Below are 25,843 nucleotides of genomic sequence, written 5' to 3'. Positions count from 1 at the left end.
TGCGGTGGTGCATCGTGCTGCCGCGTCCTACCCGTTTTGCAAAGAGGAACGCATATGGAGCAATTTCACGGCACGACGATCGTCTCCGTGCGGCGCGGCGACAAGGTCGCGCTCGGCGGCGACGGCCAGGTGACACTGGGCAACATCGTCATGAAAGGCGGTGCGAAGAAGGTCCGGCGCATCTACAACGGCAAGGTGCTGGTCGGCTTCGCCGGCGGCACGGCAGACGCGTTCTCGCTGCTCGACCGCTTCGAAGCGAAGCTGGAAAAACATCAGGGCAATCTCACCCGCGCGGCCGTCGAACTCGCGAAAGACTGGCGCACCGACCGCATGCTGCGCCGGCTCGAAGCCATGCTGATTACTGCGGACGCAACCACCACGCTCGTCATCACCGGTAACGGCGACGTGCTCGATCCGGAAGGCGGCATCTGCGCGATCGGTTCGGGCGGCTCGTACGCACAAGCCGCCGCGATCGCGCTGGCTCAGAACACCGAGATGTCACCCCGCGAAATCGTGGAGAAGTCGTTGGAAATTGCCGGCGACATGTGCATCTACACGAACCATAACCGCGTCATCGAGACGATCGAGTAAGGACCTACGATGAGCACCATGACCCCTGCCGAGATCGTCTCGGAACTCGACAAACACATCATCGGTCAAGGCCGCGCGAAAAAAGCGGTGGCCGTGGCGCTGCGTAATCGCTGGCGGCGTCAGCAGGTTGAAGAACCGCTGCGCCAGGAAATCACGCCCAAAAACATTCTGATGATCGGACCGACCGGCGTCGGCAAAACCGAAATCGCGCGGCGTCTGGCGAAGCTGGCCGACGCGCCGTTCATCAAGATCGAAGCGACCAAGTTCACCGAAGTCGGTTACGTGGGCCGCGACGTCGACAGCATCGTGCGCGATCTGATCGAAATCTCCGTCAAGCAAACGCGCGAAACGGAAATGCGCAAAGTGCGCACCAAGGCCGAAGATCAGGCCGAAGACCGCATCCTCGATATTCTCTTGCCGAGCGCGCGCCCGGTGGGCTTCGGCGCGAGTTCGAGCGCCGTCGACACCGCGGACGAAGGCAGCACCACGCGCCACACCTTCCGCAAGCGCCTGCGCGAAGGCCTGCTCGACGACAAGGAAATCGAGCTCGACGTCGAACAGCCGCAAGGTGCCATGGACATCATGGGGCCGCCGGGCATGGAAGACATGACCGAGCAGATCCGTTCCATGTTCGCGAACATTGGCGGCGGCAAGAAAACGCGTCGCAAGCTGAAGGTGAAGGAAGCGCTGAAGGTCCTCACGGACGAAGAAGCCGGCAAGATGCTGAACGACGAAGAGGTGAAAACCAAGGCGGTGCAGAACGTCGAGCAGAACGGCATTGTGTTCCTCGACGAGATCGACAAGATCGCGTCGCGCGCCGAAGCCGGCGGCGGTGAGGTGTCGCGTCAGGGCGTGCAGCGCGATCTGCTGCCGCTGGTGGAAGGCACCACGATCAACACCAAGTACGGCATGGTGAAGACCGACCACATTCTGTTCATCGCGAACGGTGCGTTTCATCTGGCCAAGCCGAGCGATCTGATTCCGGAACTGCAGGGCCGTTTCCCGATCCGCGTCGAACTGGACTCGCTGTCGGTGAACGACTTCGAATCGATCCTGGTGTCCACGGACGCGAGCCTCGTCAAGCAATACCAGGCGCTGCTCGCCACGGAAGACGTGCACCTCGAATTCGCCGACGACGGCATTCGCCGTCTCGCCGAAATCGCGTACTCGGTGAACGAGAAGACCGAGAACATCGGCGCACGCCGCTTGTACACGGTGATCGAAAAACTGCTGGAAGAGGTCTCGTTCGCGGCCGGCAACCACTCGGGCAAGACGGTGCAGATCGACGCGGCGTATGTGGATCGCGCGCTGAACGAAGTGGCGGAAGACGAAGATCTGTCGCGTTACGTGCTGTGATACTTGTGCCGATATCGCATGGCCAATTCGCGCGCTGATTGCTTGATGTAGATCAGGCGTGAATCGCAAAAAAATGGGCTGCCCTTAATCAGGCAGCCCGTTCTTTTTTGCCCCGTCGAAACGGGAGCGAAGCTGTTCCCGCCTACCGCTACTGCTTATTGTTTGACCGGCCGCTTGGCCAGCTTGCGCTGCAACGTCCGGCGATGCATGTTCAACGCGCGCGCCGTTGCCGAAATATTGCCGCCGTGCTCGGCCAGCACGCGCTGAATGTGCTCCCACTCCAGACGCGCCACCGACAGCGGCGTGGGATGCTCGATCGCCTCTTCCGCCTGCAGCGCGCTCGCCTCGCTTTGCAGCGCCGACAGTATCGTCTCGACGTTGGCGGGCTTCGCCAGGTAGTTGTCCGCGCCGTCTTTCACCGCCTGCACCGCCGTGGCGATACTGGCGTAGCCGGTCAGCACCAGCATGCGCGCGTCGGGTTGCAGATCGCGCAACGGCGCGACGAGCGTCAGACCGGAGTCGTTGCCGAGATGCAGATCTACCGTGATCTGGCTGAATTTCTGCTGATTCGCCAGCTTGATCGCCTCGTCCGCGTTGTGCGCTTCGCTCACCGTATAGCCGCGCCGCGTCAGACCGCGAGCGAGAATGCCGGAGAACACCTCATCGTCGTCGATCACCAGAAAATTCATTTCGCTCATGCCTGTTTCTCCGTGTTGGATGGCGCGCTGCCTTGACGGCCCACGCCTGATAATTTGCGCCCGGCGAGCGGCAGCTTCAGGAGCGCTCGCGTGCCACGCGGCTTGATCGGGCTGACGTCGGTCAGATCGATCGACCCTCTCAAACGCGCCGCCGCCGAAAAGGCCAGATAGAGACCCACGCCATGTCCGCCTTGCGTGCTCTCCACCGGCATCGCGCCGAGCGAGCCACGCAGCGTCGCGGGAATGCCGGGCCCCGCGTCGCAGACTTCGAAAACGATCTGGTCGCCTCGCGCCGCCAGCGTGCAGGCCAGCGTCACGTGATCGCGGCTAGCTCGCGCGGCGTTGTCGAGCAGAATCGTGAGAATCTGACTGACGGCCACGGTATCGTCAAGACTGACCTCGGGCGGCGGCACACCGATCCGCTCGAATTTCACATGCGGATGACGCAAGCGCCACTGCTCGCCGAACGATTCGAGCCATTCGCCGACGGGCTGTCGACTCGTGGTCGTCGAGGCACGGCTGCGCAATCTGGCCAGCGCCGACGTGCACAGCGACATCTGCTGCTCGAGCAGTTCGATATCGGCGCTGTAGGCTGCGAGCCCTTTGTCGGTGCGTGCCGCGTCGCGCAATTCTTCGGACAACATTGCAATTGTAGACAGTGGCGTGCCGATTTCGTGCGCGACGGTGGCCGCCTGCACACCCAATGCGACCGCGCGCTCGTCGTGAAGCAAGCGCTGCTGCGCATCTCCGAGTGCTGCGTCACGTAGTCGCAGCGCGCGCGACATACGTGCAACGAACCACGCGATCAGTCCCACGCTGACCATGAAGTTCACCCACATGCCGGCGCGATAGTAGTCGAACAGGTTGGCAGGGTTGTCGAGATTGAGCGGCACGGAATCGAAACCGAGCACCGCGTAGCAGGCCACGGCGAACGCCGCGAGCCACGCCATCAGATGCCATGGCAACACGGCTGCGGCAATGGCCAGCGAAGGCAGATAGAGCGAGACGAACGGATTGGTGGTGCCCCCCGAGAGGAACAGCAGCGCGGACAACGCACCCAGATCGACCCAGATCTGGCCAAACAGCTCCATGTTGGATTCGGGCCGCTGCTGCGAGACGCGCCACCACGTGAGTCCGTTGAAGATCACTTCGAGCGCGATCACGAGCAGCATGGCGGGCAACGGCAGATGCACGCCGATAAAGATCTGCACGACCGCGATGGTCACCAGTTGCCCGATGATGGCCAGACTACGCAGCCAGAACAGATGACCCAGATTGACGCGACCGGTGTTGGTTATTCGATGCATGACTTGAGTGTACCTGTTCAGACTAGTCCGACTTACTGCGCAGCCTCGCGTCGGTACCATGGATTTTTTGCGATAGCGACGCCCGGGCCAATCCTTCGGCATCGGCTCTAACGGCGCACCACTCTTCCATGCTACCTACCTCCGACTGCGAGGCTGATGTCTCATCAGCTTTCCTGACTTTTCTGCGGCATGCCGCCGCAGCCCGCCACGACAACACGGCCAACACCGAAGCCCGATGGCTCGACGCCGCAGGCCAGTTGCATCCGCTCGACGACGGGTCGCTTGAAACGCTCTGCGCCACGTTGCTTGAGCAGGCTCGCCACGGCGAGGCGATCGAACTCGCCGCCATTATTGCCCAACTCGATTCACGTCGCGCTTTGACGCATTTCCGTCTCGGCTACGTTCTGCAAATGGCAAACCGGCATGGCGAGGCCATTGCCGCTTACCGCCGCGCACTTGCCATCGAACCGACTTTGCCACGGCTGCGCAGCAATCTCGCCGGGGCATTAATGCTGACCGGTGGCGACCCGAGCGAACAGCTCGCGCTGCTGGAAAGCGCGGTGCGGGACGAACCCGGCGAGGGCGATGCATGGACCAATCTCACGCATGCGTGTCGCACCGGCATGGACCTGCCGCGTGCGCTCGAAGCCGGCGCGAAAGCCGTGCAATGTGCGCCGCTCAGCCCACTGGCGCACAACAACTATGCGCTGGCGCTACGCGAAGCGCAACGCTGGGCAGAGGCCGAACAGGCCACCCAAACCGCCTGCGCGATCGCGCCTTCAAATGCGACGATGCGCTCGAATCTCGCCATGCTGCAATTGATGCGCGGCGATTGCCCAAACGGCTGGCAGTCACACGAGGCACGCTGGGACGGTTCGTCGGAACTCGGCGGCAACCGGCCCGCGATACCCGCACCGACGTGGCACGGCGAACCGCTCGCCGGCAAAACGCTGCTGGTCTGGGGCGAACAAGGCATGGGCGACGTGCTACAGTTCAGCCGCTATATCCCGATGCTGGCCGACCGCGTGCATCGCGAGGGCGGCCGCGTGATCTGGAATTCGTTTCCGCAGATGGGCGCCCTGCTCGTGCGTAGTCTCGGTCAGTACGTGGACGGTTACTCGACCGGCGTCGATCTGGAATCGCTGCGGCCGTTCGACTATGAGATTCCACTACTCAGCCTGCCGTTGATCTTCGGCACGCGCATTGCCACGATTCCCGCCGGCGCGCCCTATCTGCATGCTGACGACACGGCCAGTCAATCGTGGCGTCGGAGGCTAGCCGGCGAAACACGGCTGAAAGTCGGACTGACGTGGACCGGCAGCCTCGGCCATCAGCGCAATCCATTCCGGCGAGTCGGCTGGGAGCGCTACGCGGCGCATTTCGGCGGAATGCAAAACGTGGCGTTCTATTCGCTGCAGCCGGGTGCTGAGGCCGACGTGGCGGCAGCTCGAAACGCCGGTTTGGCCATGACGGACTACACGGCAGAATTCGCCACCTTCGACAACACCGCCGCCTTCGTGAGCGCGCTCGACCTCGTTATCACGGCATGCACGTCGGCGGCGCATTTAAGCGGTGCGCTCGGGCAGCGCACCTGGGTGCTGCTCGACGTCAATCCGCACTGGGTCTGGCTGCTCGATCGCCGCGACAGCCCGTGGTATCCGAGCGCCACGTTGTACCGGCAACCGCGGTTCGGCCAGTGGGAACCGCCACTGGAAGCCGTGGCCCGTGACCTGAGCGCGCTCGCGGCCGGGCATTCTGCGTCGTAAGCACGTTACTACGGGCGGGCTACGGGCGACTCGTCAGTCGGCTACCGACGGATCGTCCGCAAGTCCTGGGCGCCGCCGTCAGCCCGTCGCCGTCCTGCAACCTCACGGCAAAGCACCGCCGGAGGGCCGCCCATGAGTCGCTCGCGCAATCTCTGCCGCGAGGCACTCCGGACACAAGCATCCGCCGGCCGGATCCAGCCGCTCCGCCGGCAACGACGGCATTTCTCGGCACCAGCAGTCGAACGGCTGCGCATGCATCGAGCAATCGAACGCGTTACCGCAGCGCGGACAGCGCGCGCTGCTTTCGTGGCGGGAGGCGGAAAGTTTCATGGCAGGCCCGGATAAACGCGCTGAATCAGGCATCGATCCGCAGATGATGCCACTACCGGCGAAGCGCCGTTAGTCGTCCATTCGGCTAATACACAAACGCCTTCGAACCGCGTTAGGCTTGATGGTCGGCCGGCATTCGCGGGCCGTCATGGCGCGGTGCGCAAAAAGCCGCGCCGCCCGCCACCGGCGCCGCTGTCGAAAACCCTGTTGCAGCGCGCCAGTCCTGTACAATTCGCCGTGTTTTAACTGTCCGTGCCTGAGCCTGCCGCCATGTCCGAGCTTCCCGACCTTTCGCAGATCGCGCCCACCCTGAAGGCTGAAATCCTGGCCGAGGCGCTGCCTTACATTCGTCAATATCACGGTAAGACCGTGGTGATCAAATACGGCGGCAACGCCATGACCGAGGAGCGTCTCAAGCAGGGCTTCGCGCGCGACGTGATTCTGCTGAAGCTGGTCGGCATCAATCCGGTCATCGTCCACGGCGGCGGCCCGCAGATCGACACGGCGCTGAAGAAGATCGGCAAACAGGGCACGTTCATCCAGGGCATGCGCGTCACCGACGAAGAGACCATGGAAGTCGTCGAATGGGTGCTCGGCGGCGAGGTGCAACAAGACATCGTCACGCTGATCAACCATTTCGGCGGCCACGCGGTCGGTCTCACCGGCAAAGACGGCGGCCTGATCCACGCGCGCAAGATGCTGATGCCGGACCGCGACAACCCGGGCCAGTACGTCGACATCGGCCAGGTCGGCGAGGTCGAGGCGATCAACCCGGCGGTGGTGAAAGCGCTGCAAGACGACGCGTTCATTCCCGTCATCTCGCCGATCGGCTTCGGCGAAGACGGCCTGTCGTACAACATCAACGCGGATCTGGTCGCGGGCAAACTGGCGGTTGTACTGAACGCCGAAAAGCTCGTGATGATGACCAACATTCCGGGCGTGATGGACAAAGAAGGCAATTTGCTGACCGACCTGTCCGCGCGCGAAATCGACGGTCTGTTCGCCGACGGCACGATCTCAGGCGGCATGTTGCCGAAAATTTCGTCGGCGCTGGACGCGGCCAAGAGCGGCGTGCGCTCGGTACACATCATCGACGGTCGCATCGAGCACTCGGTGCTGCTGGAAATTCTCACCGAACAGCCGTTCGGCACGATGATCCGCTCGCATTGAATCCTGCCTCAATCCCGGTACATAGCGCATGTCGTAACGGCGTGCACTATGTGCCGTGCAGTTGTGTTCCGCGACCGCGAGGTTCAGAGCAGAACTCAAAACAGCTCAAGGCCGCGCTTCACGACCCTACGTCACGGCGGCTCGCAACGCGCCAGCAAGACGCTCCAGCACATCCCCCTCTCATCTCGCCGCCAGTGGCGCGAACCGCAAACGTTCGCTGCCTGACGCGACACTTCGCGCCTGAACGGCGCCGCACCTCATGCGCACTCCCACTTCGCGGCGCCGCCGTCCGCATATCGCCGGTGGCAAACCGGTCTGGTTGTTCGATCTCGACAACACCCTGCACCACGCCTCGCACGCCATCTTTCCGGCGATCAATCAGGGCATGAATCGGTACATCATCGACACGCTGAACGTGGATGTCGACGAAGCGAACCGCATGCGCCGCGTCTATACGCAGCGCTACGGCGCGGCACTGCTCGGCCTCACGCGGCACCATCCACTCGATCCGCACGATTTCCTGAAGTTCGTGCACACGTTCCCGGATCTCGGCTCGATGATCCGCTACGAACGCGGCGTGGCGCGTCTGGTCGCGGCGCTGCCGGGCCGCAAGATCGTGCTGACCAACGCGCCCGAAGCGTATGCGCGCGCGGTGCTGGCGGAACTGCGCATCGAGCGCCTGTTCGAACAGGTGATCGCGATCGAGCACATGGCCGATCGCCGCCGCTGGCGCGCCAAGCCCGACCACGCCATGCTGCGCAAGACCATGCGCGACGCCCACGTTGCCTTGAAAGACGTAATACTCGTGGAAGACACGCGCTCGCATCTGAAGCACTACCGGCGTCTGGGCATTCGCACCGTGTGGATCACCGGCCATCTGCCGCGCAAGCCGCATGTGGACGGCGTGCCGACGCGTCTGCCGGGCACGGGTCGGCCGCACTATGTCGATCAGTCCATTCGTTCGTTAAAATCGCTACGACTGGGCACCCGCTCGGTTCGATTGAAGGGACAGCAGACGGGACGACAGCCATGCAGCCGATCGACAAGCCTGACGAAGCCTTAGCCGAACACGAACCGGAGCACGAACCCGTGGCGGCGGCCGCTTCGCGCGCGCAGCGCCTGAAGCCGGGCGAGCGCCGCGTGCATATCCTGCAGACGCTCGCCGCCATGCTGGAAGCGCCGAAAAGCGAAAAAATCACCACGGCGGCGCTCGCCGCCCGGCTGGGCGTATCCGAAGCCGCGTTGTATCGTCATTTCGCCAGCAAGGCGCAAATGTTCGAAGGGCTGATCGAGTTCATCGAACAGACTGTCTTTGGGCTGATCAACCAGATCGTCGGCAAGGAAAGCAATGGCGTGCTGCAGGCCCGCGCGATCGCGTTGATGCTGCTCAATTTTCCCGCGAAGAATCCCGGCATGACACGCGTGCTCACCTGCGAGGCGCTGGTCGGCGAGCATGAACGGCTGACCGAGCGCGTCAACCAGATGCTGGAGCGGGTGGAGGCGTCGCTGAAACAATGTCTGCGGCTCGCCCAAATGGAGGCGACCGGCAACGAGAGCGCAACTGCAGTCATAGACGCGGCCGAAAACCACCCGCAAGCGCCGGCACACACCTCCGCCGCGCTACCCGCCGGCTACGATCCCACGATTCGCGCGAGCCTGCTGCTGAGCTACATCATCGGACGCTGGCATCGGTATGTGCGCAGCGGTTTTGTGCGCCTGCCCGCCGAACACGCCGATGCGCAAATCCTGCTGATTCTTCAGTAGTCCACGCGGCGCGTGGCGTTGAGCGGGCCGCGCCGGCGACGCTGTCGCTCCGGATTTTCCGCTATACTTTGCGCCTGACTGCGGCCGCCGGATGCCTTTCAGGCGCCTCCCAAGCCGCTTTCCGCAGCACCCTGAACACCTTGAATACCTATCACGCGCCGATTTGCTGACTCGATTGCGGGCGCGCGAACTGCCGGGAGTTTCTCCCACGGTTCACTATAAATGCGGCTAAAGAGGTCGTCAGCCGCGCACACAGCCGTCTCCTCCGTGCCTCGCCGACGCCATCTAGCCGCCCTGTATCTGTTAAACGGCGGAATGAATGGAATCGATCGGTATCGTCGCTCCCCAAAAAATGCATTTCAGCGAGCCTCTGCAGTTGCAGAACGGCACGTCGCTGGCCGATTACGACCTGATGGTCGAGACCTACGGCACGCTCAACGCCGCGCGCAGCAATGCTGTGCTCGTGTGTCACGCGCTCAACGCGTCGCACCACGTGGCAGGCGTGTACGAGGACAATCCGAAAGACGTCGGCTGGTGGGACAACATGGTCGGCCCGGGCAAACCGCTCGACACCGACAGGTTCTTCGTGATCGGCGTGAATAATCTCGGGTCGTGCTTCGGCTCGACCGGACCGATGAGCATCGATCCCTCCACCGGGCATCCGTACGGCGCGGCATTCCCGGTCGTGACGGTGGAAGACTGGGTCAACGCCCAGGCGCGCGTCGCCGATCAGTTCGGCATTACGCGTTTCGCCGCGGTCATGGGCGGCAGCCTCGGCGGCATGCAGGCACTGGCGTGGAGCGTGATGTATCCGGAGCGCGTGGCACATTGCATCGTGGTTGCGTCCACGCCGAAGCTGTCGGCGCAGAACATCGCGTTCAACGAGGTGGCGCGCTCGGCGATCCTGTCGGACCCCGACTTCCACGGCGGCAACTACTACGCGCACAACGTGAAGCCGAAGCGCGGCTTGCGCGTCGCGCGCATGATCGGCCACATCACGTATCTCTCCGACGACGACATGGCCGAAAAATTCGGCCGCTCGTTGCGTCGTGCGGAAGGCGCGGTGGATGCGTACAACTTCAACTTCGACGTGGAGTTCGAAGTGGAGTCGTACCTGCGCTATCAGGGCGACAAATTCGCCGACTATTTCGACGCCAACACGTATCTGCTGATCACGCGCGCGCTCGACTATTTCGATCCGGCCAAGGCCTTCGACGGCGATCTGACGAAGGCGGTCGCACACACCACCGCCAAATACCTGATTGCCAGTTTCAAGACCGACTGGCGTTTCGCGCCGGCTCGCTCGCGCGAACTGGTGAAGGCGCTGCTCGACCACAAGCGCACCGTCACCTACGCGGAAATCGACGCACCGCACGGCCACGACGCCTTCCTGCTCGACGACGCGCGCTATCACAACGTGATGCGCGCCTATTACGAACGTATCGCGAACGAGGTGAACGCATGAACCAGCGAGCACTAGATTATCTGGCGTTGCGCCCGGACTTCCGCGCGATCGCCCGCTGGGTCGAGCCGCGTGCCACGGTGCTGGACCTCGGCTGCGGCGACGGCTCGCTGCTGTCGCTGCTGACCGAGGAACTGGACGTGCAGGGCTACGGCATCGAGATCAACGACGCCGGCGTGCTGGCGTCGACGCAAAACGGCGTCAACGTGATCCAGCAGAATCTGGAAGACGGCCTGCGCCTGTTCGAAGACCGCAGCTTCGATTTCGCGATTCTGTCGCAGACGCTGCAGACCATCCATCAGACCGCGGCGATCCTGCGCGAGACCGTGCGGGTCGGCAAGGAATGCATCGTGTCGTTTCCGAATTTCGGTTACTGGGCGCACCGGTTGTCGGTGTTGAAGGGGCGTATGCCGGTGTCGAAGTCGCTGCCTTATCAGTGGCACAACACGCCGAACGTGCGGGTGCTGACCATCGAGGACTTCGAGGCGCTGGCGCCGGAAGTGGGCATCGAGATTCTGGATCGGGTCGTGCTGCACGACGGCCAGGTGGTGCGTTGGGGCGTGAACTGGCGTGGTAGTCTTGCGGTCTATCGCGTCAAGAAAAGCTAACACCAAGTTATCCACATGTCGAACCCGCCGCACGAGGCGCCTGCACTTACCGCTCACGAAGAACATCCCGGCTGGCGCGCGTTTCTGAATACCCGCATGCTGATCTGCGTCTTTCTCGGCTTTACGTCGGGATTGCCGCTGTTCACGCTCGTCTATCTGGTGCAGGCGTGGCTACGCTCCGAAGGCGTCAATCTGAAGGAAATCGGCCTGTTCGCGCTGATCCAGTTCCCCTACACCTGGAAATTCGTCTGGGCGCCGCTGATGGACCGCTACGTGCCGCGTTTTCCCGGCTGGCAGCCAGGCAGACGGCGCGGCTGGATGCTGGTCACGCAGATTCTGGTCGCCGGCGCGATCGCGTGTCTGGGGTTCGTGTCGCCGCGCGATTCGATCTGGACGGTGGCTGCACTGACGGCGCTGGTCGCGTTTTTCGGCGCGAGCCAGGACATCGTGATCGACGCCTACCGGCGTGAATTGCTAAGCGATACGCAACAAGGTCTCGGCAACGCGGTGCATGTGAACGCGTACAAGATCGCGGCGCTGGTGCCGGGTTCGCTAGCGCTGATCCTGTCGGACCATCTGCCGTGGACCACCGTGTTCATGGTGACCGCGGCGTTCATGCTGCCGGGCATGGTCATGACGCTGGTGGTGCGCGAGCCTGAAGTGCACGGCACGCCACCCAGGAATCTGCGCGAGGCGATCGTGCAGCCGTTTCGTGAATTTATTCAGCGCGACGGCTGGCGCGGCGCGCTGTTCGTGCTCGGCTTCATCTTTCTGTACAAGCTCGGCGACACGATGGCGACCACGCTGTCCACGTCGTTCTTTCTCGATATCGGCTTTTCGCGCACGCAGATCGGCGTGGTCGCGAAGACCACTGCGTTCGGCGCGAGTCTCGCGGGTGGGATCGTCGGCGGCATCTGGCTGATGAAGATCGGCATTGGCCGCGGCCTGTGGATCTTCGGCATTCTGCAGATGGTGTCGACGCTCGGCTTTGCATGGCTTGCGCATCTCGGGCCGGCTTCGCCCGGCCTCGCCGCGATTTACGACATCGCCGTGTGGGTGAGCCAAGGGACGACGAAGCTGCTGGCGCTGGTGGGCATCGACTGGACCGTGCAGCTCGAACCGCGCTCGGTCGCGCTGGCGCTCGTCTACGGCCTCGAAACCTTCGCCACCGGGCTGACCATGGCAGCCTTCACCGCCTATATCGCCAGCACCACCGACCCGCGCTACACCGCCACGCAGTTCGCGCTGTTCACGAGTCTCGCTTCGGTGCCGCGCACGCTGGCGTCGGCAGCGAGCGGTTATGTGGTCGCGAAAATCGGATGGTTCGATTATTTCCTCGTCTGCACCGCGCTCGCACTGCCCGGCATGGTGCTGCTGTTGCGCATCGCGCCGTGGAGAACCCGGTCGTGAGGGCGCGTTTTTCCACGCAGGCGGCCGATAGCGCGAGCGCTCGCGCTTCTTCCCGCAAAACCCGCAGCACAGCGTTGCGCGCATCGTTGACGTTCATCTGTGCCAGCCTGGCGACAGCGGCGACGCCGCTAAGTGCCTACGCGACAGCCATGCCGGCGGTCGCCAACAGCGCGCCCGGCGCAACGGCAACGTCGCCAACGCCGGCCACAGCCGCCACCGCTGCCGCGCCGGCGGGCAAGTCCGCCGCCGGTGCGACCAGTCCCGAGAGCGTGACATCCGCAGCGCCAGGCGCGACTAGCGCTGCCACCGCCGGCAGCGCACCCGCCACCGCCGCACCGAACTCGTCGACGCAGTCATCGGCACAATCCGCGCCGCCGGTCACCGCGCGCACACCCGCCGCCACCTCGACCCCGGCAGCCGCCGCAGCCGCCGCAAAAGCGCCCGCTGTCAACACGATGCCGGCCACCAACGCCGCCGGCTCGTACAGTTCGAGTCCGCAGTTGCGGTACGGCGGCTACATGGTGTTCCGCAACCTGATCCCGTCGCCGGTACTCGAGGCGCAAGCCGCCGAAGAGTTCAGCCAGATCGCCTACGGCGCGGAGCACGCGAACCGCCTGTACGGCGACACCGACGCGCACGTCACGCGCGTGCGCTCGATCGTCGACAAATTGATTCCCTACTCGCTCAAATGGAACGAGCGGGCGAAGAACTGGAAATGGGAAGTGGCGGTGGTGCGTTCGCCCGATATCCGCATGTACTGTCTGCCGGGCGGCAAGATCGTCGTGTACGGCGGCCTGCTCGACCGCGCTCGCCTGAACGACAACGAACTCGGCATGCTGATCGGCCATGAGATCGCGCATGCGTTGCGCGAACATGCCCGCGAGCGTCTCGGCCAGTTACAGGCCAGCCAGCTCGATTCGTCGGGCACGATTCCGCAGCTATTCGGCCTTGCCGATCTCGGCGCCGCGCCGCTCGGCATCGGCTCGCGCCTGCTGGAAATGAAGTACGCGAACACCGACGAAACCGAAGCCGACGTGATCGGCAGCGATATCGCCTCGCGCGCCGGTTACGATCCGCGCGCGGCCGTCACGCTGTGGGACAAGCTGGCGGCGGCGACGCAAAGCAACCGCAATCAAGGCTTTATCTACGTGCATCCGTACACGCCGGCGCGCCGCCAGGACATCATCAAGCGCTTGCCGGATATGCTACCGCTGTATGCGAAAGCCATCGGCAAGAGTGTCGATGCGCTGCCGGACTACGCCGGCATGGGTCGTCCGCGGCGCAAAGTACCGCGCGACTGAATTAACCCGAGCGAGCCACTCGCTGCGTTACTTCTTGACCTTATGGTCGTAGTCGACGGTCAGCGGCGCGTGGTCGCTGAACTTGATATCGCGGAACACGTCGGTACGCTTCGCCTTGCTCGCAATGCCCGGCGTCGCGATCTGATAGTCGATCCGCCACCCCACGTTCTTCGCGTACGCCTGACCGCGATTGCTCCACCACGTGTACTGTTCCGGCCGCTGATCGAGCGTACGGAACACGTCGACGTAACCCAATTCATCGAACAGCGTGTCGAGCCACGCGCGCTCTTCTGGCAGGCAACCCGAGTTCTTCTGGTTGCTCTTCCAGTTCTTGATGTCGATTTCCTTGTGGACGATATTCACGTCGCCGCACACGATCACCTCGCGCTCCCTGGCCAGTTCCGCGAGATGCGGCATGAACTCGTCCATGAAGCGGAACTTGGCCTGCTGGCGCTCCTCACCGCTCGAACCGGACGGCACGTAGACCGAAATCACCGAGAGCTTGCCGAAACGCAGTTCGACATAGCGCCCTTCCGGATCGAATTCCTTGCTACCGAAACCGATGATCACCTCATCCGGTTCATGCCGGGTGTACACGCCCGCGCCGCTGTAGCCCTTTTTCACCGCATGCTGGAAATAGCCGGTGAAGTTGTGCGGAGCCATGAATTCCGGCGTCATGTCGTCTTGCGAGCATTTGATTTCCTGCACGCACAGCACGTCGGCTTTCTGTTCGCCGAACCAGTCGAAAAAACCCTTCTTCGCCGCTGAGCGGATGCCGTTCAGGTTGGCGGTAATCACACGCAACATGTCGTTCCTTTTTGTGTTCGATTCGTTTGAGGTGCCTTCAGGCGTTTAAGGCGCTTCAGGCGTAAAAGCGCAGGGTCACTCGACCTTGACGCCCTTCAGCGATTCCTTGGCCGGCGGATAGTCGAGCTGCAACGTTTCGAAGGTGCGCAGCAGCAACTCCGCGACCATCACGTTGCGATGCGTCTTCGAGTCGGCCGGAATCACGTACCACGGCGCGTAATCCGTCGAGGTCGCCGCCAGCGCGTCGCGATACGCGGATTGATAGGCGTCCCACTGCTTGCGCGCTTCCAGATCGGACACGTCGAACTTCCAGTGCTTGCTCGGATCGTCGATACGCGCCTGCAGCCGCGCGCGCTGCTCGTCTTTCGAAATGTGCAGCATGCACTTGATGATCGTCGTGCCGCTATCGGCCAGCAACGCTTCGAACTGGCGAATGTGACGACAACGCGCCTCGAACGCTTTCGCGTCCAGCGTGCCGAGCACGGTCGGCACCAGCAGGTCTTCGTAGTGGCTGCGGTTGAAGATGGTCAGCTCGCCGGCGGCAGGTGCTTGCGAGTGCACGCGCCACAGAAAGTCGTGCGCGAGTTCGACAGGCGTGGGCGCCTTGAACGGCACGATGCGCAGCCCGAGCGGATCGACTTCGTGAAACACCGCGCGGATCGTGCCGTCCTTGCCGCTCGTGTCCATGCCTTGCAACACCAGCAGCACGCGGCGCTTCTGCTGCGAATGCAGGCGCTCCTGTTGCTGATCGAGCTTCTCACCGATCTCCGACAAACGTGCCTTGTCGGCGTCTTTCGATCCGGTCGAAAATGGCTTGGACGCCGGGTCGAAAGCGTCGAGCGAGAACTTGCTGTTTTTTTTGCCGTCTTCGAAAAACGGCACGCGGAAATCGTCGAGTTCGGGTTGCTTCGCCATCCACACACTCCGTGATCTGCGTTCAACGGGCAGGCAAAACCAGAGCCCGCAAAATAAAACGGGCCGCTGCCTTACTTTCGTTTCCGGCAACAGCCCGCGGTGGCCCGAGCGCGAAGCCCGAGCCGGTTCTGGTCAACTAAAATTCAACTCAGGACAGCTTCTTCTTCAGCAGTTCATTCACCTGCGCCGGATTGGCCTTGCCCTTGGTCGCTTTCATCGCCTGGCCGATCAACGCGTTGAAGGCCTTTTCCTTGCCGGCGCGGAATTCTTCGACCGACTTCGGATTCGCGGCGAGCACGTCGTCGAGGATCGCTTCCAGCGCGCCGGTGTCCGAAATCTGCTTCAGGCCTTTCGACTCGATGATGCGGTCGGCGGCGGCTTCGTCGGTCGCCTTCTCGTCCCAGATCGCGACGAAAATTTCCTTGGCGATCTTGTTCGAGATCGTGCCGTCGGCAATGCGTTGCAACAGCAGCGCGAGTTGCGCGGCCGACACCGGGCTCGACGCGATGTCCAGGCCTTCGCGATTCAGTTGCGACGACACTTCGCCCATCAGCCAGTTCGCCGCGACCTTCGCGTGCGCCGGGCCGACCTTGACGACCACCGCCTCGTAATACGCGGCCATTGCCTTGCTCGACGTCAGCACGTTCGCGTCGTACGGCGTCAGACCGTATTGCGACACGAAGCGCTGCTGAATCGCCTCCGGCAGCTCGGTCATCTCGCTCTTCACGCGCTCGATCCATGCGGCGTCGATCACGAGCGGCATCAGATCGGGATCGGGGAAATAGCGGTAATCGTGCGCGTCTTCCTTGCTGCGCATGGAGCGCGTTTCGCGCTTGTCCGGATCGTACAGACGCGTTTCCTGCACCACCGTGCCGCCGTCTTCGATCAGTTCGATCTGACGGCGCACTTCGTACTGGATCGCTTCTTCGAGGAAGCGGAACGAGTTCAGATTCTTGATCTCGGCACGCGTGCCGAATTCCGCCTGGCCGACCGGGCGCACCGACACGTTCGCGTCGCAGCGGAACGAGCCTTCCTGCATGTTGCCGTCGCAGATACCGAGCCACGTGACGAGCGTGTGCAGCGTCTTGGCGTACGCAACCGCTTCAGCCGCGCTGCGCATTTCCGGCTCGGTGACGATTTCGAGCAGCGGCGTGCCCGCGCGATTCAGGTCGATGCCGGTCATGCCCGCGAAATCTTCGTGCAGCGACTTGCCCGCGTCTTCCTCGAGGTGAGCGCGCGTCAGGTTGACGACCTTCTCGTACGCTTCCTTGCCGGTCTTTTCATTGGCCGGCACCTGAATCGTCACCTGGCCGCCCTGGACGACGGGGATTTCGTACTGGCTGATCTGATAGCCCTTCGGCAGATCGGGGTAGAAATAATTCTTACGCGCGAAGATGCTGCGCGGCGCGACCGTCGCGCCGATCGCGAGGCCGAATTGAATTGCGCGCTCCACCGCGCCGCGGTTCATCACCGGCAAGGTGCCCGGCAACGCCAGATCGACGGGGCTGGCTTGCGTGTTCGGCTCGGCGCCGAACTGCGTGGGCGAGCCCGAGAAAATCTTCGATTGCGTCGACAGTTGCGTGTGGGTCTCCAGACCGATCACGACTTCCCATTGCTTGGTCATGGTGCTCACACTCCTGCCGGTGCTTGACGATGCCAGTCGGTCGCGCGTTGGAACGCGTCGGCCACCTGCAGCATCCGGGCTTCATTGAAATAGTTGCCGATGATCTGCAGACCCACCGGACGCTGCGCATTCGCGCCCGCGCCGAAACCGCACGGCACGCTCATGCCCGGCAAACCGGCGAGGCTCACCGACAACGTGTAGATGTCGGCCAGATACATCTGCACCGGATCGTCGCCCTTCGCGCCAAGGTCCCATGCCACCGACGGCGCGACCGGTCCCATGATCACGTCGCATTGCCTGAACGCTTCCTCGAAGTCTTGCGCGATGATGCGGCGAATCTTTTGCGCCTGCAGGTAGTACGCGTCGTAGTAACCGTGCGACAGCACGTACGCGCCGACCAGAATGCGACGCTTCACTTCCGGGCCAAACCCTTCGGCACGCGACTTCTTGTACATGTCGAGCAGATCGCGATACTCCGCGGCGCGATGGCCGAAGCGCACACCGTCGAAACGCGACAGATTCGACGAGGCTTCCGCCGGCGCGATCACGTAGTAGACCGGGATCGACAGCTCGGTTTTCGGCAGCGACACTTCCACCAGCGTGGCGCCGAGCGCTTCGTATTGCTTCAACGCGGCGTCGATCGAGGCACGGACGTCGTCGGCCAGACCGGCGCCGAAGTATTCCTTCGGCAGGCCGATGCGCAAGCCGGCGAGCGGCTTGGCCGCGCCGTCTTCTTGCCACGGCTGGCCGAGGTAGCGCGTGTAGTCTTCGTCGTCGCGCACGAGGCTGGTCGAATCGCGTTCGTCGAAGCCAGCCATGGCGTTGAGCAGCGTCGCGCAATCCGCGGCGCTACGCGCCATCGGGCCGCCCTGATCCAGCGACGAGGCGAACGCGATCATGCCGTAGCGCGACACGCGGCCGTACGTCGGCTTGATGCCGGTAATGCCGGAGAACGACGCCGGCTGACGGATCGAGCCGCCTGTGTCCGTGCCGGTTGCGGCGGGCGCGAGACGCGCGGCTACGGCCGCCGCCGAACCGCCCGACGAACCGCCGGGCACGGCCTTGACATCCCACGGATTCTGCACGGGACCAAAGTACGAATTCTCGTTGGACGAGCCCATCGCGAACTCGTCCATGTTGGTCTTGCCCACGCACACCATGCCGGCGTTCTGCAGACGCGCGACCACGGTGGCGTCGAACGGGCTTTCGTAGTTCGACAGCATTTTCGAGCCGGCCGTGGAGCGCCAGCCCTTGGTCACGAACACGTCTTTATGCGCGATCGGCAGGCCGACCAGCGGGCCGGCGTGGCCGGAGTGCAGCAGCGCGTCGGCGGCTTTCGCCTGCGCGAGCGTCAGATCGGGATCGACCTGGATGAACGCGTTCAGGCTAGTGGCCGCGTCGATCCGCTTCAGATACAGCTGCGCCAGTTCGACTGCGGAGCATTCCCTGGCCGCCAGTGCGGCGCGCAGTTCGGTCAGACTTTTTTCATGCATTGCGTTTATCCTGGAGAGCGCGGCAGCGCAGGTCACGCTGCCGTGTAGGCATTCGAGCCCGCTACGCGGGTCTTACTCGATCACCTTCGGCACGAGGTACAAGCCGTCTTGCACCGCCGGCGCCGGGCGCTGAAAAGCTTCGCGCTCGACCGTTTCGGTCACCGCGTCGTTGCGCAGACGCAGCGCGACGTCTTCGATCTGCTCGATCGGATGGGCCAGCGGCGCGATGCCGGTGGTATCGACCGCCTGCATCTGCTCGACGAGGCCGAAAAAATCATTGAGCTGGACGAGCGTGTGCTCGGCGTCGGCATCAGCCAGTTCGAGCCGCGCGAGGTGCGCGATGCGTTTAACATCGGTCAGGGTCAGAGCCATGCAGTCACCGGAAAATGTGGTGGAACGCCGCCGCAAGGAAAAAACAATGCTGCGACAGCGGGTTACGACGCTGGAGGAAGACCTCGAAAAAGGGGTCAGCGGCGGCAAAAAGTGCCGTCCGTTTCCTTCAAAACATCCAAAATTATAAGGTATCATTACGCGTTCGACCCAAACCCGGACCGACTTACCAAGGCCTTTCGAACAATTCCCACAAGATCGTTCGGATTTCCAACCTGGCTTTGCAACGGCCTCCGGTAGACTCCCTCGCAGCTTCAAGTTCCTGTGGCGCCGCTTCCGCCCGGTTGAAGCTGTTATTTTTTCCGCTGCCGCCCTACGCATACGTTGCGAGGCCCGGCCCCAAGCGAGACAGGATTTTGAATGTTCGGTTTTCTGCGCAGCTACTTCTCCAACGATCTGGCGATTGACCTTGGCACTGCCAACACGCTCATCTACATGCGTGGCAAGGGTATCGTTCTCGACGAACCGTCGGTGGTTTCGATCCGCCAGGAAGGCGGTCCCAACGGTAAGAAAACCATTCAGGCAGTCGGCAAGGAAGCCAAGCAGATGCTTGGCAAGGTGCCGGGCAACATCGAGGCAATCCGCCCCATGAAAGACGGCGTGATCGCCGATTTCACGGTCACCGAGCAGATGATCAAGCAGTTCATCAAGACCGCTCACGAATCGCGTATGTTCTCGCCGTCGCCGCGCATCATCATTTGCGTGCCGTGCGGTTCGACCCAGGTCGAGCGTCGCGCGATTAAAGAAGCGGCGCACGGTGCGGGCGCTTCGCAGGTTTATCTGATCGAAGAACCCATGGCTGCCGCGATCGGCGCCGGACTGCCGGTGTCGGAAGCGACCGGCTCGATGGTCGTCGACATTGGCGGCGGCACGACCGAAGTCGGCGTGATCTCGCTGGGCGGCATCGTGTACAAAGGCTCGGTGCGCGTCGGTGGCGACAAGTTCGACGAGGCGATCGTCAACTACATCCGCCGCAACTACGGCATGCTGATCGGCGAGCAAACCGCTGAAGCGATCAAGAAGGAAATCGGCTCGGCCTTCCCGGGTTCCGAAGTCAAGGAAATGGAAGTGAAGGGCCGCAATCTGTCGGAAGGCATTCCGCGCAGCTTCACCATCTCCAGTAACGAAATTCTCGAAGCCCTCACCGATCCGCTGAACCAGATCGTGTCGTCGGTCAAGATCGCGCTGGAACAAACGCCGCCGGAACTGGGCGCGGACATCGCCGAACGCGGCATGATGCTCACGGGCGGCGGCGCACTGTTGCGCGACCTGGACCGCCTGCTCGCCGAAGAAACCGGCCTGCCGGTGCTCGTCGCCGAAGACCCGCTGACCTGCGTTGTGCGCGGCTCGGGCATGGCGCTCGAACGCATGGACAAGCTGGGCAGCATCTTCTCGTACGAGTAAGCGAGCCCGTCTCCATGTCAGTAGCGCGGATCTGGCACACGGCCCCTTGCGGGCCGGTTTGCCATCGGCTGGGCCACCCAGCCTCCGCGCGCTGAACGCGCGTTCCTCGCGCGCCGCCGTCTCACCCAACCGCTCACGCCCCCGGCGCCGACCATGGAATACAGTCCGCCGCCCCTGTTCAAGCAAGGCCCCTCCGCCCTCGCCCGACTGGTGTTTTTCGTCGTGCTGGCGCTGGCCCTGCTGATCTCCGACGCACGCTTCAAAACGCTCGAAATCGTTCGCGGCGTGCTCGGCGCGGGTCTTTATCCGTTGCAACGCGCGGCGCTCGTGCCGCGCGACGTCTTCATGGGCGCCGCCGACCTGGCCGTGACCAGCGCCACATTGCGCAGCGAGAACGACAAGCTGCGCACCAAAGACCTGCAACTCTCGCAACAAGCCAACACGGCGGCCGAACTGGCTGCCGAAAACGCCCATTTGCGCGCGCTGCTGCAGCTGTCGCAGCGCTCGGCCACCGAATCGTTGCCCGCCGAAATCCAGTACGACACGCGCGACCCGTTCACGCAGAAAGTGGTGATCGGCCGTGGCGCGCAGCAAGGCATTCAGAACGGCTCGCCGGTCGTCAATGAAGACGGCGTGATCGGTCAGGTGACACGCGTCTTCCCGCTGCAAGCCGAAGTGACGCTGCTCACCGACAAGGATCAGGCCGTGCCCGTGCAGATCGTGCGCACGGGTTTGCGTAGCGTGATCTACGGTACGCCGAAGGGCGACACGCTCGACCTGCGCTTCGTGCCGATCAGCGCCGACGTGCAAACCGGCGACGAACTCGTCACCAGCGGACTCGACGGCACGTATCCGCCGGGTCTACCGGTTGCCAAGGTGGTCCGCGTCGACAAGCAGGCCGATACGGCGTTCGCCCGCGTGATCTGCCTGCCGATCGCGCCGGTGCGTGGCGCACGGCAACTGCTGGTGCTGCACTACCTGAACAACGTGCCGCCGCGTCCGGCTGAAGAACCCGATGCGGCCACCGTCGCCAAAGACGCGAAGGCGAAGAAGGGCAACAAACCGGCGGACAGCAAGGCCGCCGCGGATAAATCGGCGGCAGCGGCGAAACCCGGCGAAAAGCCTGCCGCCGACAAACCCGCTCCGGCCAGGTCGTCCGAGAAAACGCCGGCCAAGCCCACCGCCGCGGAGAAAAAATCCGCCACCGAAAAGAAGCCGGCCGCTGACAGGAACGCGAAGCCGCAAGCCACTCCGGGGGCGCAGCCATGAACCGTCCGCAATACATTCTGCAGCCGGTCAATCCGTACTTCATCTCCTTCAGCCTCGCCGCGGCGTTCCTGCTGAACCTGATGCCGTGGGGGCGCCTCGTCGGCGTGCCGGATTTCGTCGCGCTCGTGCTGCTGTTCTGGAACGTGCACCAGCCGCGCAAGGTCGGCATGGGCATCGCGTTTTTCCTCGGTTTGCTGATGGACGTGCATAACGCCAGCCTGCTCGGCGAGCACGCGCTGGCGTATACCTTGTTGTCGTATGGCGCGATTACCATCCACCGCCGCGTGCTGTGGATGTCGCTCGGCGTGCAGACCTTCGCGGTCATGCCACTGCTGGTGGTCGCGCAACTGGTGCCGTTCGTGATCCGTCTGCTGACGGGCGCGGCGTTTCCGGGCTGGGGTTATCTGATCGACGGTTTCGTCGAAGCCGCGCTGTGGCCGATCGCCAGCATGCTGCTGCTGATGCCGCAGCGTCGCCCGGCCGATCCGGACGATACCCGGCCAATTTGACCCTGCTTCGAGCCTGCCGGCGGTTCCACGGGAATGGACCCTCGCTGCCGGCCCGCTCGACGCGCATCGCTGTTCATGCCTCCCGGTTCCGGCCGGATAGGCGCACACTCATGATGGCCGTCAGCCGGCCTTTTGCAGAATCGCATGACCGAATTCAAGGACACTCAGCAACAGCTCTCGAAGTTCCGCCTGCGCGTCGCGGCGGCGGGTCTGTTCGTGTTCGTCTGCTTCGGGCTGATCGGCTTCCGCTTCCTGTTCCTGCAGGTCTGGCACTACAGCAAATACTCGCTGCAGGCCGATGAGAACCGCATTTCCGTCGCGCCTATCGTGCCGAACCGCGGCATCATCACCGACCGTAACGGCGTGGTGCTGGCCAAGAACTACTCCGCCTACACGCTTGAACTGACGCCGTCGAAACTCAACGACTCGATCGAAAACGTGATCGACAGCCTGGCGACGGTCGTCTCGATCGACGCGCGCGACCGTCGCCGCTTCAAGAAGCTTCAGGAAGACTCGAAAAACTTCGAGAGCCTGCCGATCCGCACCCGCCTGACCGACGACGAAGTCGCGCGCTTCACCGCACAGCGTTTCCGCTTCCCAGGCGTGGAAGTGCGCGCGCGGCTGTTCCGCCAATATCCGCTCGGGCCGACCGCGGCACACGTGATCGGCTACATTGGGCGGATTTCGCAGCGCGACCAGGATCGTATCGACGACGCCAGCGACCAGAACGACAGCGATCCGGACCACTACGATCCGCGTCTCGACGCGAACAACTACAAGGGCACCGACTACATCGGCAAGATCGGCGTCGAGCAGAGCTATGAAACCGAACTGCACGGTCAGACCGGTTTCGAAGAAGTGGAAGTGACCGCCGGCGGCCGGCCGGTGCGCACCTTGTCGCGCACCCAGGCCACGCCCGGCAACAACCTCGAACTGTCGCTGGATATCGGCTTGCAGCAGGTTGCCGAACAGGCCTTCGCGGGTCGCCGTGGCGCGCTGGTCGCAATCGAACCGGCTACCGGCGACGTGCTCGCGTTCGTCTCGGCGCCGAGCTTCGATCCCAATTCGTTCGTCGACGGTATCGACCAGCAGACCTGGGACGACCTGAACAACTCGCCGGATCACCCGTTGCTGAACCGTCCGCTGCACGGCACCTATCCGCCGGGATCGACGTATAAACCGTTCATGGCGCTCGCGGCGCTGACGCTGCATAAGCGCACGACGGGCTGGGGCTTCCAGGATCCGGGTTCATACACGTTCGGCGGCCATACGTTCCGCAACGACGTGCGCTCGGGCCAGGGCTGGGTCGACATGAACCGCGCGATCGTCGTGTCGAACGACACGTATTTCTACATGCTCGCGCATGACCTCGGCGTCAACAACATCGCCAACTTCATGAAGCCGTGGGGCTTCGGTCAAATCACCGGCATCGACATTTCCGGCGAAGCGCGCGGCATCCTGCCTTCCACGGACTGGAAGCGCAAGGCGTACCGCAAGCCCGAACAACAGCGTTGGTATGAAGGCGAAACGATCAGTCTCGGCATCGGCCAAGGCTACAACTCGTTCACCATTCTGCAACTCGCGCATGCCACGGCGACGCTCGCGAACAACGGCGTCGTGATGAAGCCGCACCTCGTGCGCGACATCGAGAATCCGATCACCAAAGAGACCCGCCCGGTGGTGCGCGATCCGAGCGACAAGATCGCCGTCAAGCAGGCGGACATCGACTTCATTAAGCACGCCATGGCCGAGGTGGTCACCAACGGGACGGCGTCGAAACTGTTTATCGGCGCTCCGTATCAAGCGGCCGGCAAGACCGGTACGGCCCAGGTGTACTCGCTGCAAGGCGCGAACTACAAGGGTCACGCGATCGCCGAGCATCTGCGCGATCACGCACTGTTCATCGCTTTCGCGCCGGTCGACAACCCCAAGATCGCGCTCGCGCTGATCGTCGAAAACGGTGGCTGGGGCGCGGAATCGGCCGGTCCGATCGCGCGCAAGGTGCTCGATTACTACCTCGTCGGCAAGAACAAGCCGGGCGCTCAGGCGGCGGCGATCGCCGCGGCGGCGTCGGCGACCCAGGACGCGTCCGCACCGGTAGTGGGCGGCGCACCGGCTTCGGACGAAACCGCCGTGCAGCCGGTCAAGATCGCCGCTGGGTTTACGGCGCTGCCGATTCCCGGTGCGGCTTCCGCGGCGGCTGCGGCTTCCGCGGCAGAGGCGGCGTCCGCTGCGGCGTCGGCGTCGGCGCCGGCCGTTGGTGCTTCGGCTGCGGCTGCGGCCGCGAAGGGGGCTTCAACCTCTACGTCCACCTCCACCGCCACAAAAAATCCGGCGCCGCGCAAGCCTGGCGCCCCGCATAAGCCCCGCCCCGCCAGCGAGCCGGCGCCGACCGCCGCCGCGCCGTCGCGGGATGACGGCATTGAAGCCACGTCGCCACGCCAGCCGGTTGCCGGCGGCATCGACGAGTAAGGAGAAAGGCATGCAATTCGACAAGCGCGCCTGGCTCGACCGCATCAAGCGGATGTTCGCGGGCTTCGACCGCCCGCTCGCGCTGATCGTGTTCCTGCTGCTGTGCGTCGGCATCGTGACGCTGTACAGCGCGAGCCTGGACGTCCCCGGTCGCGTGGAAGACCAGTTGCGCAACATCCTGCTGACGTTCGTGCTGATGTGGGGGCTCGCCAATGTGCCACCCACCACGCTGCTGCGCTTCGCGGTTCCGCTCTATACGTTCGGGATCGCGTTACTCGTTGCAGTCGCGATGTTCGGTCTCACGCGCAAGGGCGCGAAGCGCTGGATCAACGTCGGCGTGGTCATCCAGCCATCGGAAATCCTCAAGATCGCGACACCGCTCATGCTCGCCTGGTACTACCAACGCCGCGAAGGCGTGATGCGCTGGTACGACTACCTGGTCGGCTTCGTGATCCTGCTGGTGCCGGTCGGTCTGATCGCCAAGCAGCCCGACCTCGGCACCGCCGTGCTGGTGTTCGCGGCCGGTTTCTTCGTGATTTACTTCGCGGGCCTGAGTTTCAAGCTGATCGTGCCGGTGCTGGTGGCGGGCGTGATCGCGGTCGCCGCGATCGCGACGTTCCAGGACAAGATCTGTCAGCCCGAAGTGCAATGGCCGCTGATGCACGATTATCAGAAACACCGCATCTGTACGCTGCTCGATCCGACGTCCGATCCACTCGGCAAGGGCTTCCACACGATCCAGGCCGTGATCGCGATCGGCTCCGGCGGGCCGCTCGGCAAAGGCTGGTTGAAGGGTACGCAAGCGCATCTGGAGTTCATCCCCGAGAAGCACACCGACTTTATCTTCGCGGTATTTTCGGAGGAGTTTGGCTTGGCGGGCGGCGTCGTACTGCTCACGCTTTACATGCTGCTGATCGCACGCGGGCTGTATATCGCGGCCAATGGCGCGACGCTGTTCGGGCGCTTGCTCGCAGGCTCGTTGACCATGGCGTTCTTCACCTATGCGTTCGTCAATATCGGTATGGTGAGCGGTATCTTGCCGGTGGTCGGCGTGCCGTTGCCGTTCATGAGTTACGGCGGCACCGCGTTGACTACGCTGGGGGTCGCGATCGGCCTCATCATGAGCATCGCGCGGCAAAAACGCCTGATGCAGAGTTAGCGACTCGGATCGAGAAAACAGAAGGGGCGCATCATCGG

The 25,843-nt window shown here is 63.4% G+C and carries 24 protein-coding genes; 16 read left to right on the top strand and 8 right to left on the bottom strand.

The window, feature by feature from the left end:
- Nucleotides 1-54 precede the first annotated feature (54 nt).
- The gene (hslV, locus tag BX591_RS18775; RefSeq protein ID WP_105511655.1) at nt 55-591 is read left to right on the top strand and encodes an ATP-dependent protease subunit HslV; all 537 of its coding nucleotides are present in this window, start codon (nt 55-57) and stop codon (nt 589-591) included.
- Between the two features lie 9 nt (nt 592-600).
- The gene (hslU, locus tag BX591_RS18770; RefSeq protein ID WP_111932864.1) at nt 601-1,947 is read left to right on the top strand and encodes an ATP-dependent protease ATPase subunit HslU; all 1,347 of its coding nucleotides are present in this window, start codon (nt 601-603) and stop codon (nt 1,945-1,947) included.
- Between the two features lie 155 nt (nt 1,948-2,102).
- On the opposite strand, the gene BX591_RS18765 is transcribed toward hslU, so the two are convergent.
- Both BX591_RS18765 and BX591_RS18760 read right to left on the bottom strand, forming a co-directional pair.
- On the bottom strand, nt 2,103-2,645 hold the full coding sequence (locus BX591_RS18765; protein WP_007179684.1) for a response regulator transcription factor: 543 nt from the start codon (nt 2,643-2,645) through the stop codon (nt 2,103-2,105).
- The gene (locus tag BX591_RS18760) at nt 2,642-3,952 is read right to left on the bottom strand and encodes an ATP-binding protein (protein WP_111932863.1); all 1,311 of its coding nucleotides are present in this window, start codon (nt 3,950-3,952) and stop codon (nt 2,642-2,644) included. The genes BX591_RS18765 and BX591_RS18760 overlap by 4 nt, the downstream gene beginning before the upstream one ends.
- Before the next feature lie 128 nt (nt 3,953-4,080).
- Between BX591_RS18760 and BX591_RS18755 the strand changes: the two genes are divergently transcribed.
- Complete coding sequence (locus BX591_RS18755) at nt 4,081-5,718, top strand: tetratricopeptide repeat protein (RefSeq protein ID WP_111932862.1); 1,638 nt, start codon at nt 4,081-4,083, stop codon at nt 5,716-5,718.
- Nucleotides 5,719-5,820: 102 nt separating this feature from the next.
- On the opposite strand, the gene BX591_RS18750 is transcribed toward BX591_RS18755, so the two are convergent.
- Nucleotides 5,821-6,048: a cysteine-rich CWC family protein gene (locus tag BX591_RS18750; protein WP_111932861.1), complete on the bottom strand. Its 228-nt coding sequence runs from the start codon at nt 6,046-6,048 to the stop codon at nt 5,821-5,823.
- Nucleotides 6,049-6,318: 270 nt separating this feature from the next.
- Between BX591_RS18750 and argB the strand changes: the two genes are divergently transcribed.
- The 7 genes from argB to BX591_RS36540 all read left to right on the top strand — a co-directional run bounded on the left by argB (nt 6,319) and on the right by BX591_RS36540 (nt 13,763).
- Entirely contained in the window at nt 6,319-7,218 is a 900-nt protein-coding gene (gene argB, locus BX591_RS18745; protein WP_035554096.1) for an acetylglutamate kinase, read from the top strand.
- A gap of 259 nt (nt 7,219-7,477) precedes the next feature.
- Entirely contained in the window at nt 7,478-8,281 is an 804-nt protein-coding gene (locus BX591_RS18740) for an HAD-IA family hydrolase (protein ID WP_111932860.1), read from the top strand.
- Nucleotides 8,248-8,982: a nucleoid occlusion factor SlmA gene (slmA, locus tag BX591_RS18735; RefSeq protein ID WP_111932859.1), complete on the top strand. Its 735-nt coding sequence runs from the start codon at nt 8,248-8,250 to the stop codon at nt 8,980-8,982. The genes BX591_RS18740 and slmA overlap by 34 nt, the downstream gene beginning before the upstream one ends.
- A 319-nt stretch (nt 8,983-9,301) precedes the next feature.
- A complete protein-coding gene (metX, locus tag BX591_RS18730) occupies nt 9,302-10,447 on the top strand; it encodes a homoserine O-succinyltransferase MetX (RefSeq protein ID WP_111932858.1) in 1,146 nt (381 codons plus the stop codon).
- A complete protein-coding gene (gene metW / locus BX591_RS18725; RefSeq protein WP_105511663.1) occupies nt 10,444-11,052 on the top strand; it encodes a methionine biosynthesis protein MetW in 609 nt (202 codons plus the stop codon). Before metX ends, metW begins: the two co-directional genes overlap by 4 nt.
- A 15-nt stretch (nt 11,053-11,067) precedes the next feature.
- Complete coding sequence (locus tag BX591_RS18720; RefSeq protein WP_111932857.1) at nt 11,068-12,462, top strand: AmpG family muropeptide MFS transporter; 1,395 nt, start codon at nt 11,068-11,070, stop codon at nt 12,460-12,462.
- Nucleotides 12,444-13,763 carry a M48 family metallopeptidase gene (locus tag BX591_RS36540; protein WP_167444583.1) on the top strand — a complete coding sequence of 440 codons (1,320 nt, stop codon included), beginning with the start codon at nt 12,444-12,446 and terminating at the stop codon, nt 13,761-13,763. Before BX591_RS18720 ends, BX591_RS36540 begins: the two co-directional genes overlap by 19 nt.
- 27 nt (nt 13,764-13,790) lie before the next feature.
- Here BX591_RS36540 and BX591_RS18705 read toward each other — a convergent pair whose 3' ends face one another.
- The 5 genes from BX591_RS18705 to gatC all read right to left on the bottom strand — a co-directional run bounded on the left by BX591_RS18705 (nt 13,791) and on the right by gatC (nt 18,974).
- Nucleotides 13,791-14,570 carry an exodeoxyribonuclease III gene (locus BX591_RS18705; RefSeq protein ID WP_111932855.1) on the bottom strand — a complete coding sequence of 260 codons (780 nt, stop codon included), beginning with the start codon at nt 14,568-14,570 and terminating at the stop codon, nt 13,791-13,793.
- Between the two features lie 75 nt (nt 14,571-14,645).
- On the bottom strand, nt 14,646-15,485 hold the full coding sequence (locus BX591_RS18700; RefSeq protein ID WP_111932854.1) for a PPK2 family polyphosphate kinase: 840 nt from the start codon (nt 15,483-15,485) through the stop codon (nt 14,646-14,648).
- 148 nt (nt 15,486-15,633) lie between these two features.
- Entirely contained in the window at nt 15,634-17,109 is a 1,476-nt protein-coding gene (gatB, locus tag BX591_RS18695) for an Asp-tRNA(Asn)/Glu-tRNA(Gln) amidotransferase subunit GatB (protein WP_111932853.1), read from the bottom strand.
- 5 nt (nt 17,110-17,114) lie between these two features.
- Nucleotides 17,115-18,602: an Asp-tRNA(Asn)/Glu-tRNA(Gln) amidotransferase subunit GatA gene (gene gatA / locus BX591_RS18690; protein ID WP_111932852.1), complete on the bottom strand. Its 1,488-nt coding sequence runs from the start codon at nt 18,600-18,602 to the stop codon at nt 17,115-17,117.
- Nucleotides 18,603-18,674: 72 nt separating this feature from the next.
- Complete coding sequence (gatC, locus tag BX591_RS18685) at nt 18,675-18,974, bottom strand: Asp-tRNA(Asn)/Glu-tRNA(Gln) amidotransferase subunit GatC (protein WP_105511670.1); 300 nt, start codon at nt 18,972-18,974, stop codon at nt 18,675-18,677.
- Between gatC and BX591_RS36535 the strand changes: the two genes are divergently transcribed.
- The 6 genes from BX591_RS36535 to rodA all read left to right on the top strand — a co-directional run bounded on the left by BX591_RS36535 (nt 18,973) and on the right by rodA (nt 25,805).
- Nucleotides 18,973-19,122: a hypothetical protein gene (locus tag BX591_RS36535; protein WP_167444582.1), complete on the top strand. Its 150-nt coding sequence runs from the start codon at nt 18,973-18,975 to the stop codon at nt 19,120-19,122. The two genes, gatC and BX591_RS36535, sit on opposite strands and share 2 nt — an antisense overlap.
- A 230-nt stretch (nt 19,123-19,352) precedes the next feature.
- Complete coding sequence (locus BX591_RS18680; RefSeq protein ID WP_004189550.1) at nt 19,353-20,396, top strand: rod shape-determining protein; 1,044 nt, start codon at nt 19,353-19,355, stop codon at nt 20,394-20,396.
- Nucleotides 20,397-20,549: 153 nt separating this feature from the next.
- Nucleotides 20,550-21,665 (top strand): rod shape-determining protein MreC, encoded by a 1,116-nt coding sequence (mreC, locus tag BX591_RS18675; RefSeq protein ID WP_111932851.1) that lies wholly within the window; start codon nt 20,550-20,552, stop codon nt 21,663-21,665.
- Nucleotides 21,662-22,174 (top strand): rod shape-determining protein MreD, encoded by a 513-nt coding sequence (gene mreD / locus BX591_RS18670; protein ID WP_111932850.1) that lies wholly within the window; start codon nt 21,662-21,664, stop codon nt 22,172-22,174. The genes mreC and mreD overlap by 4 nt, the downstream gene beginning before the upstream one ends.
- A gap of 144 nt (nt 22,175-22,318) precedes the next feature.
- Nucleotides 22,319-24,646: a penicillin-binding protein 2 gene (gene mrdA / locus BX591_RS18665; RefSeq protein ID WP_111932849.1), complete on the top strand. Its 2,328-nt coding sequence runs from the start codon at nt 22,319-22,321 to the stop codon at nt 24,644-24,646.
- Nucleotides 24,647-24,656: 10 nt separating this feature from the next.
- Nucleotides 24,657-25,805, top strand: a complete 1,149-nt coding sequence (gene rodA, locus BX591_RS18660) for a rod shape-determining protein RodA (RefSeq protein ID WP_111932848.1) — start codon at nt 24,657-24,659, stop codon at nt 25,803-25,805.
- Nucleotides 25,806-25,843: the final 38 nt, after the last annotated feature.

This window comes from Paraburkholderia bryophila (genome assembly GCF_003269035.1).
In the GTDB taxonomy this organism is placed as follows: domain Bacteria; phylum Pseudomonadota; class Gammaproteobacteria; order Burkholderiales; family Burkholderiaceae; genus Paraburkholderia; species Paraburkholderia bryophila.
The sequence above is the reverse complement of the archived record's forward strand: the minus strand, read 5'-3'. Positions and strand labels throughout refer to the sequence as shown.